Raw genomic sequence first — 14,178 nt, forward strand, 5'->3', positions numbered from 1 at the left:
CGTTAAAAATTCGAGAAGCGCCTTGGCGACTAAAGGCTTAAAAATGCTGGTTAATTCACACATCTGTTCCGTTGCGGCACAACGGGACGCTTGAAAATCCTTCGGCAGCACCTCCGGACGTGGCAGGATTCTTGCGACGACGAAGCAAGGCGATCCGCATTGCAACCCGGTGCTCGACCGCGACGGCTTCAACAAGGTGAGACGGCAAGTGACATGACGGGAATAGAGCGCATAGACCGGACGCGCCGCGCCCTTCCCGCTCCGAGGCGAGCGGAGGAGGCGCCGCGCGCGAAACGCAGCGAGCCTGCGCCGCTCCCCCGGGATTTGCCCGCCAGCACCGCCGCGCTCGGCAGGCCCGATCTCGTCGCCACGCGCCCCGTTGCGGCTTTTCTCGCGCAGTATATCGATCAACACTGGTCCTGGCCGCGCTCGCCCGCGCGCAAGGAAGAAGCCCGCCGCCAGGCGACCCACGCCTATATCGGCGCCGACATGCTGCCGGACCTCCTTGCCGAAACGCTCCGCAACGGACGGCACCAGCGCAAACTCTGATCACCCGCCGCCCGACAAGCCTGCCGGTTTCGTGGGTCAGTTATTTCGTGTGGCGAGGATGAGCGACTGGAGATCTGCCACCGCTCTTTCGATACGGGCAAGGCGCGCGTCCATTGCATCGAGCTTCATCATGAGGGCGGCATCGCTGCTTGCCTGCGTCGGCGCGGCGGGAACGGGCGTCGATATCCCTGCCTTGTTCGCCACCTCGGCGGACGAAGCGGCGAGAAGCCCGGCGAGAACGCTCACCTCACGAGAGGCAAGTTCGCGCTGGTCCTTCCATATCTCGTCGACTTCGGCGCGTGAAAGGCCGAGAGCCGACGCGACATCGTCGCGCGTCCGCCCCGCTTCTCTCAGCTTCGCGTCGAACCATTCCTGATCGAAGAAGAGCGCCATTCCACCTAGCGTCCCTTGAACTCGGGCGCGCGCTTTTCAAGGAAACTGCGCACGCCTTCGCGATAATCTTCCGTCTGAAAGAGCTTACCCAGCGTTCCGCTCACCCAGCTACCGATTTCGCGCAGGTCTCCATATGAGGTTCGGCGCAGCCCCTCCTTCATGAAGCGCAACGCAAGCGGCGCATTGACGGCGATCCGGCCCGCAAGCGCCATCGCGTGCTCCATCAGTTCCTCATGCGGTACGACGTCGCTGACAAGGCCGATGCGCAGGGCTTCCGCGGCGTCGATGACATCGCCGGTGAAAAGGAGCTCCGCCGCCTTGGCAGGTCCGACAATCGCAGGAAGCCGCCAGAGCCCGCCGACATCGGTGATGAGGCCGCGCTTGATGAAAATTTCGCCGAACTGCGCCTTTTCCGACGCAATGCGGATATCGGCGAAGAGCGTGAGTTCCATGCCCCAGCCAACCGCTGCGCCGTTGACGGCCGCAATCACAGGCCGGTCGCATTCGAGTGCGGCGACGGCGGCAGGCGTCGGCTCGGGCCGAACGCTGGTGAGCCGCGCAACGCTCTGTTCGTGCTGCTCGCCCGTCATCATCTCCTTCACATCCTCGCCGGAGCAGAAGGCGGGATCGGCCCCGGTCACGATCACGCAGCGCACCTCGGGGTCGGCAGAGGCGGCGCGGAACGCCGCTTCGACCTCGTCATAAGCGCGCCGGTTCAGCGCGTTGCGCCGGTCGGGCCGGTTGAGGGTGAGGATCGCCACGTGGTCGCGCACCTCATAGAGAATGCAGGTGAACGCCGACGGCTGAATGCGCGGTGTCATGGTTCCTCCCGGTGGATATCTTTCTTTCGAGACTACCCGCATGTCGGGTGCGGGCAAGACGTCAGACGAAGAATTCGACCGATACCAGCACGAGGCCGGCAATCCAGAGTGTTTCGGCGAGCATGAGCCCGACCGGACGCCATCCCGCCGAGGCGAGATCGCGGAACGACGTCTTAATGCCGAGCGCGGCAATTGCCGTCACCAGGCACCAGCGTGACACATCCGTCGCGGCGCCGACGACCAGTGGCGGCAGAAATCCGAGGCTGTTGACGACGACGAGAGCCGCGAACCCGACGAGAAACAGCGGAAAGAACTTCGCGCCGCCCGAGGCCGCATCCTTGCTTGCGCGGCTCAGCACAAGCGCAATGCAGAAGACGACCGGCAGCAGCATCGCCACCCGCAGAAGCTTCACATAGGTCGCGACGTCGCCCGTCTCCACCGAGACCATGTAGCCGGCGCCCACAACCTGCGCGACATCGTGGATCGTGCCGCCGAGAAATATCCCCGCGCGCATATCGTCGAGACCGATGGCGCCGACGAAAACCGGATAGAGAACCATGACGAGCGTCGAAAGTGCGGTGACGCTGACGACGGTCAGGATCGTGTCACGCTCGCCCTCCGGCCTGTTCGGCAGGACGGAGGCGATGGCCAGCGCCGCCGACGCCCCGCAGATGGCGACCGCGCCGCCCGACAGGACGCCGAAAAGACGATTGAGGCCGAGAAGACGCGAAAGCAGCGTGCCGACAAGGATGGTCGTTGCAACGCCTGCAATGACGGTGAGAACCGGCACGACGCCGAGACTTGCGATCTCGCCCGCCGTGATCCGGACGCCGAGCAGCGCCACGCCGATCCTCAGGATCGTGCGGGACGAGAACTCGATGCCCGCCACGCAGCGGCCTTCCTCGTGAAGAAAATGGAAGGCCATGCCGAAAAGCAGCGCGAACAGCATGACCGGCGCGCCGTAATGCTGCGAGAGCCAGGAGGAGGCGAGCGCAATCGTGACCGCGACGAGAACGCCGGGATAGACCGCATGAACGAGCGCGCCCTTCGGCAGCCGGTACAACAGCGATCCGGAGGGTGGAACGCTGGGTTCGGCCCGAACGATCCCCTCCATGCTCTCGAGCGATTCGAGTTGCCTGAGGGAGTGCGGCGAGCCGCGCTCCGGGGCGGTCATTCAGGCGAACTCGCCAAGCGCATCGGCGCCCGCGTCGCCGAGCTTCGAGCCGCCATCGCAATCGACGATCGTGCCGGTGATGTATTTTGCATTGTCCGTCGACAGGAAAAGCGCGGTATCGGCGATGTCCGTCTTGGTGCCGTAGTCGCGCATGGCGATACGGGACTTTATCGCTTTTTCCATCTCCGGCGTCGGCGCAAGCCGCGCCATGCCTTCGGTATCGGCAATCGGTCCCGGGGATATCGCATTGACGCGCACACCCGCCGGTCCCCATTCCATGGCGAGGCATTTGGTCAGCATGTTGATGCCCGCCTTCGCCGCACAGACATGCGCCTGGAAGACGCTGGGGTTCACGGCCTGCGGCGCCGTGATCGAGATAAGCGAAGCGCCAGGCCGGTTCAGATACTGGAACGAGGCGCGCAATACGTTGAACGTGCCGATGAGGTCGATATCGACCACCGTCTTGAAACCGTTGGACGACATGCCAAGCGCGGGCGCAACGAAATTGCCGGCCGCGCCGGAAAGCACGATGTCGAACTTGCCGAACCGTTCATGCGCCTTGGCCATTGCCTGATCGACTGAGTTGAAATCGCGAACGTCGGCAGCCTTCCCGATCGCCTCGTGACCTTCGTCCGTGATGGTCCTTGCCGCCGCAACGATCTTCTCGTGACTGCGGCTGATAAGCGCGACCTTCGCGCCTGCGCGCGCAAAATGCTGCGCAATGCCGAGATTGATGCCGCTCGATGCACCGGCGACGAAAGCCGTCTTTCCGGCAAGAACCTGATCCTTGAAAGCGTTCGCCATTTCGATCTCCCCGTGCGAGCTCCGTGTGCAAACGAGATCGCCCATGAGACCTTCGGCCTGCGGGAAACGATCCCCTTTTTCCCGCATCAAGCCTGCATTTCAGGCCCCCTGCAACCCCGGCAGGGACATTTGTAGGTACGCCGCCAAGGCACTAGACTGCGCCCCCCGACACCTTCCGCAAGGGAAGCGCGGAACCGAGGTAGAAAAGGTTGAAAAGCATCATGGCGATTGCGAAGGGAGCCGCAATTCTCGGACTCGCACTCCTCCTCATCATGTTCATGAGCTTCTGGGCGGCAGGACGCGCCCGCGCGCCGCTCGATGCCGTTGCACGCACGGCGCTCGAAAGGCAGGGCAACGCCTACAGGTTCATCGAGCTTCCTTCCGGCACCGTTCACTACCGGCTCGAAGGACCGGAGGCCGGGCCAGTTGTCGTGCTGGTTCACGGGTTTTCCACACCCTCCTTCGTCTGGGACGGCCACTTCGCGCCGCTGACCGAGGCGGGCTATCGCGTGCTTGCCTACGACAATTTCGGGCGCGGCCTCTCCGACAGGCCCAACGCCATCTACAATGCCGATCTCTTCGACCGGCAGCTCGATGAACTGATCGAGGCCCTGAAGATCAACCGCCGCGTCGATCTCGTCGGCTATTCGATGGGCGGCGCAATCGCGACGATCTTCACCGCCCGGCACCCCGAGCGCGTGCGCTCGCTGACGCTCATCGCACCGGCGGGCCTCGGCGTCGCCTTGAACGGGAACGCCGATCTGCTGAAGCGCCCCCTTATCGGAGACTGGATCGTCCGCCTGTTCGGCACCCGCCTCTTCTACAGCGCGGCCGCGAAGGAAGCCACGAGCGCGCCGAACCCGGGCGCTTTCCTCGCGGGCTTCAATCGGCAGCTTGAATATCGCGGCTATGGCGATGCGCTGCTGTCGACCATGCGGCACTATCCGCTGACCGGCGCCGATGCCTTCTTTGCGGATGTCGGTGCATCGGAACTGCCGGTCCTTGCCATCTGGGGCGAGGCCGACGAAACCGTGCCTTACGAAAACGCGACGAAACTGATGGAACTCATGCCGCAGGCGCAGCTTCGGTCCTATCCGCGTGCCGGGCATAACATCACCTTTGCCGACCCCGAGCTTGTGAGCGGCCTCATTACGGACTTTCTTCGGGTTCAGGATGCAAGGATCACGTCCGCAGGCGCGGGCGGAAAACCGCGTGGGCCGCTGACGCGCCTTGAATCGCGGCAATGCGGAAGCTGCAGCCACGATACGGCGCAGGACGGCGACGCCTTCGAGGCCGGCCCGCCCGCAACCGAGCAGTGACGCCTGGTAGCGCAAGAGAGTAGCCGGTGATGAAGCCGCTCGTCGAAGAGCTGGAATGGATCGCGCCGCATGAGTTTTTCCATGCGCTGGCGGCGGAGCCCTTCGCGCTTTTCCTCGACAGCGCCACGGCCGGCCCTGCACGCGACCCCGCGCTGCATGGACGCTGGAGCTTCATCGCGGCCCATCCCTTCCGGCACCTTTGCTGGCGCCACGGCGAAGCGGGAAAACCCTTCGACCTGCTGAAATCCGCGCTCGCAGACCTCTCGCCGGTGGAAGGCAGCGAGGGCACGCCGCCCTTCCCCGGCGGTGCGGCAGGCTTCTTCGGCTATGGCCTCGGGCGGACACTGGAACGTCTGCCACCGGAAGAGCGGCCCTTCGCCATCGACGACCAGCATCTGCCCGACATGGCGCTCGGCTTTTACGACACGGTGCTCGCCTTCGACATGCTGGCACGCCGCGCCTTCATCGTTTCGACGGGACTGCCCGAACGCGACCCCGATGCACGCCGGAAGCGCGCGGCGTTGCGCGCGGCCGAAATGCGCGAACGGCTGGCCTCGCCGCAGAGAGCGATGGCTCCCGCGCCCGTCGCAACACCCGGCATCTTCTCGAACTTCACACGCGAGGGATATGAAGGAGCGGTCGCGCGGGTCATCGACTACATCCATGCCGGGGATATCTTCCAGGCGAACCTTTCGCAACGCTTCGAAGCGACGCTCGCCGAAAGCGACACGCCTTATGCGCTCTATTCAAGACTGCGCTCCGCGAGCCCCGCGCCCTTCGCCTCCTTCTTCAATTTCGGCGAGGGCGCGATCGTCTCCTCATCGCCGGAACGCTTCCTTCTCTGCCGCGACGGGGAAGTCGAAACGAAGCCGATCAAGGGTACGCGCGGGCGTGGGCCGACGCCCGAGGAAGACGGACGCCTGGCCGCCGAACTTCTTGCTTCGGAGAAAGACCGCGCGGAAAACGTGATGATCGTCGACCTGCTGCGGAACGACATTTCGCGTGTTTGCGAGGATGGCTCCGTCACCGTGGATAAACTCTGCGAACTCGAGAGTTTCGCGAATGTGCATCACCTCGTGTCGACGGTGCGGGGAAAACTGCGGAAAGGCGAAACCGCTACCGATCTCCTTGCTGCCTGTTTCCCCGGCGGTTCCGTGACGGGCGCGCCGAAGCGCCGGGCCATGGAAATCATCGCGGAACTCGAACCGACCGCACGCGGCCCCTATTGCGGCGCCATCGGCTATCTCGGCGCCGACGGCAATATGGACAGCGCCATCGCGATTCGTACCATGACCGTGAAGGACAGGCGCGTGACCTTCCAGGCCGGCGGCGGGATCGTGGCCGACTCCGATCCGGAAGCCGAATATGAGGAAACGCTTGCGAAGGCGCGCGACATGCGGCGCTCGCTGATGGCCGAAGACGCATCCCCCGGCGCGCCGCTCCTTGCGGGAGAGCACGCATGATCATCGTCATCGACAATTTCGACAGCTTCGTTCACAACCTTGCGCGCTATGTCGGCGAGCTCGGATTCGCACGCCGCACGATCAGGACCGACGAGATATCGGTGGAGGATGCGCTGGCGCTTGCGCCCGATGCGATCATCCTCTCGCCCGGCCCCTGCGGGCCCGACAAGGCGGGAATTTCCGTACCTCTCGTGACGGCGGCTGCAGCGCGCGGCATTCCGCTGCTCGGCGTCTGCCTTGGACATCAGGCAATTGCCGCTGCCTTCGGCGGGCGCATCCTGCGCGCGCCAAAACCCGTGCATGGCAAACCATCGCGCATCAGTCACGAAGGCAGGGATATCTTTGAGGGCCTTCCCGATCCCTTTACGGCGGGCCGCTACCATTCGCTCGTCGCCGAACTTCCCGCGGGCGGGCCGCTCCGCGCCACCGCGCATGCGGAAGACGGGGTACTGATGGCGCTTTGCCACGAGGAACTGCCGGTCTATGGCGTGCAGTTCCACCCGGAATCCGTTCTCACTGAACACGGGCACGCGTTGCTTGCGAATTTCCTGCGGCTCGCAAACGCGGCCCCGGCGAGGCTCAGCGCATGAAAGTCTGGCTCAACGGTTCGATCATGGATGCACGGGACGCGCGGATCGACCCCGCCGACCGCGGCTTCCTGCTGGGCGACGGCCTCTTCGAAACCATGCTCGCGCTGCATGGACATCTCGTCTTTGCCGACGCGCACATGCTGCGGCTGAAGGCCGGCGCTGAACTGATCGGCCTGCCGCTTCCCTACGCGCCCGATTTCATCGAGGCCGCCTGCATCGAAATTCTGGAAGCAAACGGCCTCGATGCCGCGCCGCGCGCCTCGCTTCGCGTAACCGTGACGCGGGGACCGGGCCCGCGGGGCCTGGCGCTGCCGCCGGATCCGAGACCGACCGTGCTCGTGAGCTGCGCCGCTGCGGGAGCGCCGCCCGCACGTCTTTCGCTGGCAACGGCAATGCCGAGGCGCAACCCCTGGTCGCCCTCAGCGCGGCTCAAGGCCCTGCCTTATCTCGACAATCTGCTCGCAAAGGAAGAAGCGCGGGAAAAAGGCGCGGACGACGCGCTGGTGCTCTCCACGAACGGCACCATCGCCTGCACGAGCGCCGCCAATATTTTTCTCTGGGAAGACGGCAACCTTGTCACCCCCTCGGAGAACTGCGGCATCCTGCCGGGTATCACACGCGCGGCGCTGCTCGAACTCGCGCCGGAAATCGGAATTGAAATCGCCGAAGAGGAAATATTGCCCGCAAGGCTCGCACACATATCGGGAGCCTTCGTGACCAACAGCCTGATGGGGCTCGTACCCGTCAACCGGATCGACGGGCGGGATATCCCCGCCCATCCGATGACGGCCCGCCTCGCCGCGGCTTACGAGCTCCTGCTCGATGCCGCGGACGAAGAGGACTGAGACTACTCGCCGACCGTGAAGTCGCGGCGCGCCGCCGTGATGGTGACGGTGAAACCGGCGATCACGTCGAAAAGCGCAAGCAGGACGAGTGCGAAGAAGGTGGAGGTGCCGAACGGCGGCAGCACGATGAACTGGACCAGCGCAATCAGAAGAACGAGCATCGACAGCCCGTGATTGACGATGGTCGAGGCGCCGGTCTTCGTCGAGTTGATCAGTTCGAGGAAGAGCAGCATCAGCGCGGCGAAGACGATGAGATCGCCGACCGTGACGGTCCAGACGGCGCCCGAGATGAGTGTGATGGTCGTGATCTGCGATTCCATCGACAGACCGGTCAGATAGACGATGACGTTGTAAAGGATGATGACGATCGCCATCAGCGGCAGCGTGCCAAGCATATCGGAACCCTCTTTTGCCCCCAGGAAACTGGCCTCTGATGTGCCAGACTAGCACAACTATGACACCATAACCCAATCCGGCGACAGGTTTCCGACATGGCGGGCAGCGAGAGGAAGAACCTTAAGTGAATGCGGCAGCGCAAAATTTTTCGAAAACCTATCGGGAAGCACGCGACCGCTTCCTCCAGGCAGCGCGGGCGGCGGGCGGCCGCGTTAACCATCACGAACATCCGCTGAGAGGGCCCGAGGGCGAAGTACTCGCGACGGATGTAGCGCGGATCGGACCGGAGGATGCGCCCTTTATCCTCGCGCTTGGCTCGGGCACGCATGGCGTCGAGGGCTATTGCGGCTCCGGCGTGCAGACGGCACTGCTGGCGGAAGGTTTCGCGGACGGATTGCCCGATGACACGGGCCTGGTGCTCATCCACGGCATCAACCCCTACGGCTTCGCATGGAACAGGCGCGTCAATGAGGACAATGTCGACCTCAACCGCAACTTCGTCGACCACGCGAAGCCGCACCCCGAAAATCCGGGCTACGAGGAACTGGCGGAGGCGATCAACCCGCGCGACCTCTCACCCGAAACCATGGCCGAGAGCCGCGCGCACATGCGGGCCTATGCGGAACGTCACGGTCACCGCGCGATGCAGCACGCGCTCTCCGCAGGGCAATACACGCATCCGAACGGCGTGCAGTTCGGCGGGCTCGAGCCCGTCTGGTCGAACCGCACGCTCCGCATGATCCTGCGCGAGGAAATGGCCAAGGCGCGCCGCGTCGTCTTCATCGACATCCATTCGGGCCTTGGCGCATGCGGCGAAGGCGAGATCATCTGCACCGAGCCCGAGACGAGCGAGACCTACAAACGCATGCGCCGCTGGTGGGGTGCGAGAGTGCGCTCGACGGTGAGCGGGGATTCAATCTCCTCCAACGTGCCGGGTTCGATCACGGTCTGCCTCGCCGAAGAACTGCAAGGCCGCGAAGTAACGCCCATGGGCCTCGAATTCGGCACCGTGCCGATTGCGGAAGTGACGATGGCGCTGCAGGCCGACAACTGGCTTCACCAGAACGGCGGGCCTGACAATCCGAAGGCGAAGGAGATCGCGAAGACGATCCGCGATGCCTTCTACATCGATGCCGACGACTGGAAGGAAAAGGTGACGGCGCAAACGCGCGACGTCTGCCGCGCGGCGCTGAAGGGCCTTCACGAATAGGCAGGGCCCCGGCAAACGAAAACGCCGCCCCGAGGGACGGCGTTCAAAACTCATGGAAGCGCGGGAGGCTTATTCGCCCTTCGGCTTCAGGATCTGCTTGCCGCGATACATGCCGCTCTTCAGGTCCACATGATGGGGACGGTGAAGCTCGCCCGAATCCGGGTTCTCGACATAGGCCGGCTGCTTCAGCGCATCGGCCGAACGGCGCATGCCGCGCTTCGACGGGGTGGTTTTCCTCTTGGGGACGGCCATGGGCTTCGCTCCGATTGCTCCGCGAGCGGCCCGCCATTTGCGGACGCCTGCCCTCGCGAAAAAGGCTTTGAAAACAGAATATTGGCCGTGAGCGGTGGCGCCTCAAGCACCTCCGGCACGGCCTTTGGCGGGCCTTATACAGCGAAAGCGGGCGGAAAGTCCATAAGGGCGCACCCGAATTCCCCGCACGGCCGGCCTAGTTGAGATGGATGATGGCGCATTCATCCGCCGAAATGCCGGCCCGCGCGCAAGCCCCCTGCGCACTCCGCTCGCTGGCGAAGGGCCCCATGCGGACGCGATGGACCTCCTCGCCGGAAATCCGGGCCGTATCGATGGCAACGCGCTCGCCGGGCTTCAGGTCCGGTTCGCGTCCGAGAACGTCGAAATAGCGGCGGCTGGCGCGGTCGATGCTCGAATAGGCGCCGACCTGCGCATAGTAGCGGCCCGAAGGCGCTGCAAGCGAGGCAACCTCGACGGACCCCTGAGCGGCGCGGCCCGGACGGGCCAGCGGCTTGGGCGCGGAAGAGGAAATGGACCCCGTGACGAGATCGGCATAGGGGTCGTCGTTCCAGGCGACCTGTGTGTATTGCGGCCGTGCGACGGGACGGGCCGTGGTTGGGATTTCGATGGTCTTCTCGACCAGACGGTTCATGCCGCCGCGGTCATAGACCCTGACTTCCTGGCGCTGCTGCGGCTCCGTGCCGGCGAGCCCGCGCTCCTTCTGCATCACGAAAAGCGCGATCAGAATTGCCCCCAGGACCAGCCAGAAGCGGTCGCGCTGAGCCTTTTCGAACATGTCTGCCCCCATCCATGAGCCGCGTGGAGCGGCAATGGGATGAGGGTGACGCTATATGGTTAACTCACACTTAAACTGACCCGAACTGGCACAAAAATCCCCGGGCTTTCCAAAAAAGCCAAGGAAAATCAATGCCCTGACCTCAGGCCGCAAGCACCTTGGCCGCATCGTGCCAGGCGACGCCGAGCGCATCGGACACCGCCTTGTAGGTCAGTTCGCCCTTGTGGACGTTGAGCCCGGCCAGCAGATGCGGATTGTCGAGCATGGCCTGCCGGTAGCCCTTGTCCGCGAGCGCCAGCGTGAAGGGAAGCGTCGCGTTGTTGAGCGCGAAGGTCGAGGTCCGCGCGACGGCGCCCGGCATGTTCGCAACGCAGTAGTGAACCACCTCATGCTTCACATAGGTCGGATCGGCATGGGTGGTGGCATGCGAGGTCGCAAAGCAGCCGCCCTGGTCGATCGCGATATCGACCAGCACCGATCCCTTCTTCATTTTCTTGACCATGTCTTCCGTCACGAGCTTTGGCGCGGCCGCGCCCGGCACCAGCACGGCGCCGATCACGAGGTCCGCACCGAGCACGCTTTCCTCGATCGCATCGACGGTCGAATAGATCGTGTTGAGGCTCGGACCGAACTGCATGTCGAGCTCGTAGAGGCGGTGCAGGTTGAGGTCGATGACGGTGACATGGGCTTCGAGACCCATCGCCATGCGCGCGGCATTGGTGCCCGATACGCCGCCGCCGAGAATGACGACCTTCGCAGCGGGAACGCCCGGCACGCCGCCGAGCAGCATGCCGCGGCCTCCTTGCGCGATCTCGAGGCAATGCGCGCCCGCCTGGATCGACATGCGGCCCGCGACTTCCGACATGGGCGCAAGCAGCGGAAGACCGCCACGGGCATCCGTCACGGTTTCATAGGCGATGGCGATGCAGCCCGATTCCATGAGCCCGCGCGCCTGATCGGGATCGGGCGCGAGATGGAGATAGGTAAAGAGGATCTGGTTCTCGCGCAGCATCTTCCACTCGGAAGGCTGCGGCTCCTTCACCTTCACGACCATGTCGGCGCTGGCGAAAATCTCTTCCGCCGTATCGGCGATCTTCGCGCCGGCGGCGACATATTGCTCGTCGAAAAGTCCGATGCCGAACCCTGCGCCCTTCTGCACGAGAACCTCGTGCCCGTGATGCACCGCCTCGCGAACGGCAGACGGCGTCATGCCGACGCGATACTCGTGGACCTTGATTTCCTTGGGGACGCCGATGCGCATGGGATGCCTCGTGAGGGGGAGGGAACTGGCAAAAAGTGTAGCGCGGTGAAGGACCACCTCCAAGGCGGGGCATGGAGCCAATCGGCGACGGATGTTTAATATTCTAGCCACGCGCGGGAGGGCGCGCCGCAGCCCGAAAACGCTTCGATGCCCAAAAGGTGCGCATGACTGACGCTTTCCGCGCCGGAGAAAAAGAAGCGGGCGCCGCCATCCGTACTCTATCTTAAACACCTGACCGGCAAGGCGAATGCCGCTGCCGCCTGTGCTAGGAAAGAGCGGGGAGCGGAACCATGTCTTTTCTCTTCGATGAAAACCTGCGCATGCAAATCGCCGGGAGGCTCCGCGCCTTCCCGCGCGAGACATTGCATGACGGCGCGCTGAAGCGCGCGGCCGTCGCCATCACCGTGGTGCCGCATGAAGGACCGCACGGGCCTGGCGCGGGTTTCCTGCTGACGCGGCGCGCGCCGAGGATGAACGCCCATGCCGGACAATGGGCGCTGCCCGGCGGCCGCGTCGACAAGGGCGAGGACGCGGTGGAGGCCGCACTGCGCGAATTGCGCGAGGAGATCGCGCTCGACCTCGACCCTGCGGAAGTGCTTGGAATGCTTGACGATTACCCGACGCGCTCCGGCTATCTCATCACGCCGGTGGTGGTCTGGGCGGCGGAGACGGGCGGCATGCGGCCGAACCCCGACGAGGTCCAGTCGATCCATCCTTTCGCGCTTGGCGAGCTGACAAGGCCGGATTCGCCCGTCTTCCTCACGATCCCCGAAAGCGACCGGCCCGTGATCCGCCTGCCGCTTGGCGAGGATCACATCCACGCGCCGACGGCAGCCCTGCTCTATCAGTTCGGAGAAGTGGGATTGCGCGGGCGGGCAACGCGCGTCGCCCATCTCGAACAGCCCGTCTGGGCCTGGGGCTAGGGGTCAGGCGGGCTGCGCCGGAAGGCGCCCGCGATGATGAAAGCCGAGCTTTTCCAAGGCCTTGTCGAATGCGGCGGCGGGCAACCGCGCCCATGCCTTCTCGTGGAGGAAGAAGACCACCGTGTTGACGGCAGGCTCGATCAGCGCGACGCCGGCCGCGATGGCAAGCTCGCCCGTCAGCGCATAGGTGACGCCGAAGCCCACCGAGAAGTGGAGCGAGGCGTAGGTCATGGTCTTCACGAGGTCGCGCATGAGTCCGGTTCCTTTGATAGCCGCTATTGCGATTTATTCTTATTTAAATAAAAGAGATGAGACTGTCAAGGGGCAAGGGGTCTTGTGGGTGGCCGGAGCGCGCTCGGGCCACATGAACCGTTACGGAACCGTGACGAACAGACATGGCGGATTCCGGGCGTTTTTCGGGGCGGCGCGGCGGCTGTCATCTGAATGTCATCGAACTGTCACAAAGGGCGGGGTTATCCCCGCCCCTGTCCACGCGGAGGCGCTTATCCCCGCCCTGCGAGAGGCGGCGAGAATGGCAGCGGAAGGCCCTCCGGGGAGCTGAAGACAGCGCCCTGAAGAGAATGGCCAACCCCGGAGCGGCACCCCTTCCCGGCCAGAGGCCTCCAGGGGGTGCAGAACCGGACCGGACACCAAATACGGAGCGATCAATGGCGCGAAAGATAGGGCCGGAAAGGCCGAAGGAACCCGGCGGGCTGGAAGTGCTGCGTGTCCGGCGCGTTGTCGGCATCTCGGACTTCAAGAAGAACCCCATGCGCGTCTTCGTGGACGCCAAGGGCGAGGCCTTCGCGGTGCTGAATTACAACCGCCCGGAATTTTACGTTGTCCCCGCCCCCCACTACGCGGCGCTGCTCGACCGGATCGAGGAGCTGGAGAACCGCGCCCCGGCACCCCCCGGCTTGAGCCTCCGGCCAGCCTGACGCTATAAGTCCGGACAACGATGTTGCGCCCTGCGGTTGGACAGCCCCTTATTCCGCAAGGCTGCGAGCGCGGACGGGCCTGTCGCCGCAGCTCCCGTTCCCCGCCCTTCGAGGGCGCGCATTGTGCGTGGCCCGTATGCGGCAAAGCGCGCGCCCCACCTTTTCGTGACCGATTTTCGCCGGAACCCCTCCGCCCATATGCGCGACGCGCTGGGCGACACGCTCGCCATCCTCTCCCGCAACAAGGTCGAGTTCTACGCCGTGCCGCCGGAGCGCTTCGAGGGACCGATCGGCAGGATCGAGGCGCTGGAGGGAGGGAGGCGGTGAGGGAGGGTGAGGGGACTCCATAATCATCCGTCTACCTCACAACTTGTCATTGCCGGGCTTGACCCACTGCCGTCCGGTTTAATTTTCAATCCCGAATTTAACCGTCATGACCCGGCC

The 14,178-nt window shown here is 64.4% G+C and carries 18 protein-coding genes; 9 read left to right on the plus strand and 9 right to left on the minus strand.

The window, feature by feature from the left end:
- The first annotated feature begins 213 nt into the window (after window positions 1-213).
- On the plus strand, window positions 214-549 hold the full coding sequence (locus tag ACKUUH_RS04360) for a hypothetical protein (protein ID WP_407948637.1): 336 nt from the start codon (window positions 214-216) through the stop codon (window positions 547-549).
- A gap of 36 nt (window positions 550-585) precedes the next feature.
- Here ACKUUH_RS04360 and ACKUUH_RS04365 read toward each other — a convergent pair whose 3' ends face one another.
- The 4 genes from ACKUUH_RS04365 to ACKUUH_RS04380 form a co-directional block, all read right to left on the minus strand.
- Complete coding sequence (locus ACKUUH_RS04365; protein WP_407948638.1) at window positions 586-942, minus strand: hypothetical protein; 357 nt, start codon at window positions 940-942, stop codon at window positions 586-588.
- 5 nt (window positions 943-947) lie between these two features.
- Complete coding sequence (locus ACKUUH_RS04370) at window positions 948-1,763, minus strand: enoyl-CoA hydratase/isomerase family protein (protein ID WP_407948639.1); 816 nt, start codon at window positions 1,761-1,763, stop codon at window positions 948-950.
- Window positions 1,764-1,824: 61 nt separating this feature from the next.
- Window positions 1,825-2,937, minus strand: a complete 1,113-nt coding sequence (locus tag ACKUUH_RS04375; RefSeq protein WP_407948640.1) for a YeiH family protein — start codon at window positions 2,935-2,937, stop codon at window positions 1,825-1,827.
- Window positions 2,938-3,741, minus strand: coding sequence for an SDR family oxidoreductase (locus ACKUUH_RS04380; RefSeq protein WP_407948641.1), 804 nt, complete (start codon window positions 3,739-3,741; stop codon window positions 2,938-2,940).
- Window positions 3,742-3,962: 221 nt separating this feature from the next.
- Here ACKUUH_RS04380 and ACKUUH_RS04385 point away from each other — a divergent pair, with 221 nt between their 5' ends.
- The 4 genes from ACKUUH_RS04385 to ACKUUH_RS04400 are packed head-to-tail and all read left to right on the plus strand — an operon-like array spanning window position 3,963 to window position 7,958.
- Complete coding sequence (locus ACKUUH_RS04385) at window positions 3,963-5,060, plus strand: alpha/beta fold hydrolase (protein ID WP_407948642.1); 1,098 nt, start codon at window positions 3,963-3,965, stop codon at window positions 5,058-5,060.
- Between the two features lie 29 nt (window positions 5,061-5,089).
- Window positions 5,090-6,523 (plus strand): aminodeoxychorismate synthase component I, encoded by a 1,434-nt coding sequence (gene pabB, locus ACKUUH_RS04390; RefSeq protein ID WP_407948643.1) that lies wholly within the window; start codon window positions 5,090-5,092, stop codon window positions 6,521-6,523.
- Window positions 6,520-7,113, plus strand: coding sequence for an anthranilate synthase component II (locus ACKUUH_RS04395; protein WP_407948644.1), 594 nt, complete (start codon window positions 6,520-6,522; stop codon window positions 7,111-7,113). The genes pabB and ACKUUH_RS04395 overlap by 4 nt, the downstream gene beginning before the upstream one ends.
- Window positions 7,110-7,958, plus strand: a complete 849-nt coding sequence (locus ACKUUH_RS04400; RefSeq protein WP_407948645.1) for an aminotransferase class IV — start codon at window positions 7,110-7,112, stop codon at window positions 7,956-7,958. The genes ACKUUH_RS04395 and ACKUUH_RS04400 overlap by 4 nt, the downstream gene beginning before the upstream one ends.
- A gap of 2 nt (window positions 7,959-7,960) precedes the next feature.
- Here the strand turns inward: ACKUUH_RS04400 and ACKUUH_RS04405 are convergent, their stop codons facing one another.
- On the minus strand, window positions 7,961-8,353 hold the full coding sequence (locus ACKUUH_RS04405) for a hypothetical protein (RefSeq protein ID WP_407948646.1): 393 nt from the start codon (window positions 8,351-8,353) through the stop codon (window positions 7,961-7,963).
- Window positions 8,354-8,478: 125 nt separating this feature from the next.
- On the opposite strand from ACKUUH_RS04405, the gene ACKUUH_RS04410 reads away from it, so the two are divergent.
- Entirely contained in the window at window positions 8,479-9,564 is a 1,086-nt protein-coding gene (locus ACKUUH_RS04410; RefSeq protein ID WP_407948647.1) for a M14 family metallopeptidase, read from the plus strand.
- Window positions 9,565-9,633: 69 nt separating this feature from the next.
- Here the strand turns inward: ACKUUH_RS04410 and rpmF are convergent, their stop codons facing one another.
- The 3 genes from rpmF to ald all read right to left on the minus strand — a co-directional run bounded on the left by rpmF (window position 9,634) and on the right by ald (window position 11,873).
- The gene (gene rpmF / locus ACKUUH_RS04415; protein WP_012110466.1) at window positions 9,634-9,816 is read right to left on the minus strand and encodes a 50S ribosomal protein L32; all 183 of its coding nucleotides are present in this window, start codon (window positions 9,814-9,816) and stop codon (window positions 9,634-9,636) included.
- Window positions 9,817-10,012: 196 nt separating this feature from the next.
- Window positions 10,013-10,612: an SPOR domain-containing protein gene (locus ACKUUH_RS04420; protein ID WP_407948648.1), complete on the minus strand. Its 600-nt coding sequence runs from the start codon at window positions 10,610-10,612 to the stop codon at window positions 10,013-10,015.
- Window positions 10,613-10,754: 142 nt separating this feature from the next.
- Window positions 10,755-11,873, minus strand: a complete 1,119-nt coding sequence (ald, locus tag ACKUUH_RS04425) for an alanine dehydrogenase (protein ID WP_407948649.1) — start codon at window positions 11,871-11,873, stop codon at window positions 10,755-10,757.
- Between the two features lie 290 nt (window positions 11,874-12,163).
- Here ald and ACKUUH_RS04430 point away from each other — a divergent pair, with 290 nt between their 5' ends.
- Entirely contained in the window at window positions 12,164-12,796 is a 633-nt protein-coding gene (locus ACKUUH_RS04430) for an NUDIX hydrolase (protein ID WP_407948650.1), read from the plus strand.
- A gap of 3 nt (window positions 12,797-12,799) precedes the next feature.
- Here ACKUUH_RS04430 and ACKUUH_RS04435 read toward each other — a convergent pair whose 3' ends face one another.
- Window positions 12,800-13,048 carry a DUF2061 domain-containing protein gene (locus ACKUUH_RS04435; protein ID WP_407948651.1) on the minus strand — a complete coding sequence of 83 codons (249 nt, stop codon included), beginning with the start codon at window positions 13,046-13,048 and terminating at the stop codon, window positions 12,800-12,802.
- A 416-nt stretch (window positions 13,049-13,464) separates the two neighbouring features.
- Between ACKUUH_RS04435 and ACKUUH_RS04440 the strand changes: the two genes are divergently transcribed.
- Both ACKUUH_RS04440 and ACKUUH_RS04445 read left to right on the plus strand, forming a co-directional pair.
- A complete protein-coding gene (locus tag ACKUUH_RS04440) occupies window positions 13,465-13,734 on the plus strand; it encodes a plasmid stabilization protein (protein ID WP_407948652.1) in 270 nt (89 codons plus the stop codon).
- A 123-nt stretch (window positions 13,735-13,857) separates the two neighbouring features.
- Entirely contained in the window at window positions 13,858-14,061 is a 204-nt protein-coding gene (locus tag ACKUUH_RS04445; protein ID WP_407948653.1) for a hypothetical protein, read from the plus strand.
- Window positions 14,062-14,178 lie beyond the last annotated feature (117 nt).

This window comes from Parvibaculum sp., from assembly GCF_045863935.1.
Classification (GTDB): Bacteria; Pseudomonadota; Alphaproteobacteria; order Parvibaculales; family Parvibaculaceae; genus Parvibaculum.

What these genes read in the sequence shown, in the direction of transcription:
- ACKUUH_RS04440 (WP_407948652.1), top strand. Translation starts at nt 13,465, where the DNA reads ATGGCGCGAAAGATAGGGCCGGAAAGGCCGAAGGAACCCGGCGGGCTG.
- ACKUUH_RS04375 (WP_407948640.1), bottom strand. Translation starts at nt 2,937, where the DNA reads ATGACCGCCCCGGAGCGCGGCTCGCCGCACTCCCTCAGGCAACTCGAA.
- ACKUUH_RS04420 (WP_407948648.1), bottom strand. Translation starts at nt 10,612, where the DNA reads ATGTTCGAAAAGGCTCAGCGCGACCGCTTCTGGCTGGTCCTGGGGGCA.
- ACKUUH_RS04400 (WP_407948645.1), top strand. Translation starts at nt 7,110, where the DNA reads ATGAAAGTCTGGCTCAACGGTTCGATCATGGATGCACGGGACGCGCGG.
- ACKUUH_RS04385 (WP_407948642.1), top strand. Translation starts at nt 3,963, where the DNA reads ATGGCGATTGCGAAGGGAGCCGCAATTCTCGGACTCGCACTCCTCCTC.
- ACKUUH_RS04430 (WP_407948650.1), top strand. Translation starts at nt 12,164, where the DNA reads ATGTCTTTTCTCTTCGATGAAAACCTGCGCATGCAAATCGCCGGGAGG.
- ACKUUH_RS04380 (WP_407948641.1), bottom strand. Translation starts at nt 3,741, where the DNA reads ATGGCGAACGCTTTCAAGGATCAGGTTCTTGCCGGAAAGACGGCTTTC.
- ald (WP_407948649.1), bottom strand. Translation starts at nt 11,873, where the DNA reads ATGCGCATCGGCGTCCCCAAGGAAATCAAGGTCCACGAGTATCGCGTC.
- ACKUUH_RS04395 (WP_407948644.1), top strand. Translation starts at nt 6,520, where the DNA reads ATGATCATCGTCATCGACAATTTCGACAGCTTCGTTCACAACCTTGCG.
- pabB (WP_407948643.1), top strand. Translation starts at nt 5,090, where the DNA reads ATGAAGCCGCTCGTCGAAGAGCTGGAATGGATCGCGCCGCATGAGTTT.
- ACKUUH_RS04360 (WP_407948637.1), top strand. Translation starts at nt 214, where the DNA reads ATGACGGGAATAGAGCGCATAGACCGGACGCGCCGCGCCCTTCCCGCT.
- ACKUUH_RS04370 (WP_407948639.1), bottom strand. Translation starts at nt 1,763, where the DNA reads ATGACACCGCGCATTCAGCCGTCGGCGTTCACCTGCATTCTCTATGAG.
- ACKUUH_RS04435 (WP_407948651.1), bottom strand. Translation starts at nt 13,048, where the DNA reads ATGCGCGACCTCGTGAAGACCATGACCTACGCCTCGCTCCACTTCTCG.
- rpmF (WP_012110466.1), bottom strand. Translation starts at nt 9,816, where the DNA reads ATGGCCGTCCCCAAGAGGAAAACCACCCCGTCGAAGCGCGGCATGCGC.
- ACKUUH_RS04365 (WP_407948638.1), bottom strand. Translation starts at nt 942, where the DNA reads ATGGCGCTCTTCTTCGATCAGGAATGGTTCGACGCGAAGCTGAGAGAA.
- ACKUUH_RS04405 (WP_407948646.1), bottom strand. Translation starts at nt 8,353, where the DNA reads ATGCTTGGCACGCTGCCGCTGATGGCGATCGTCATCATCCTTTACAAC.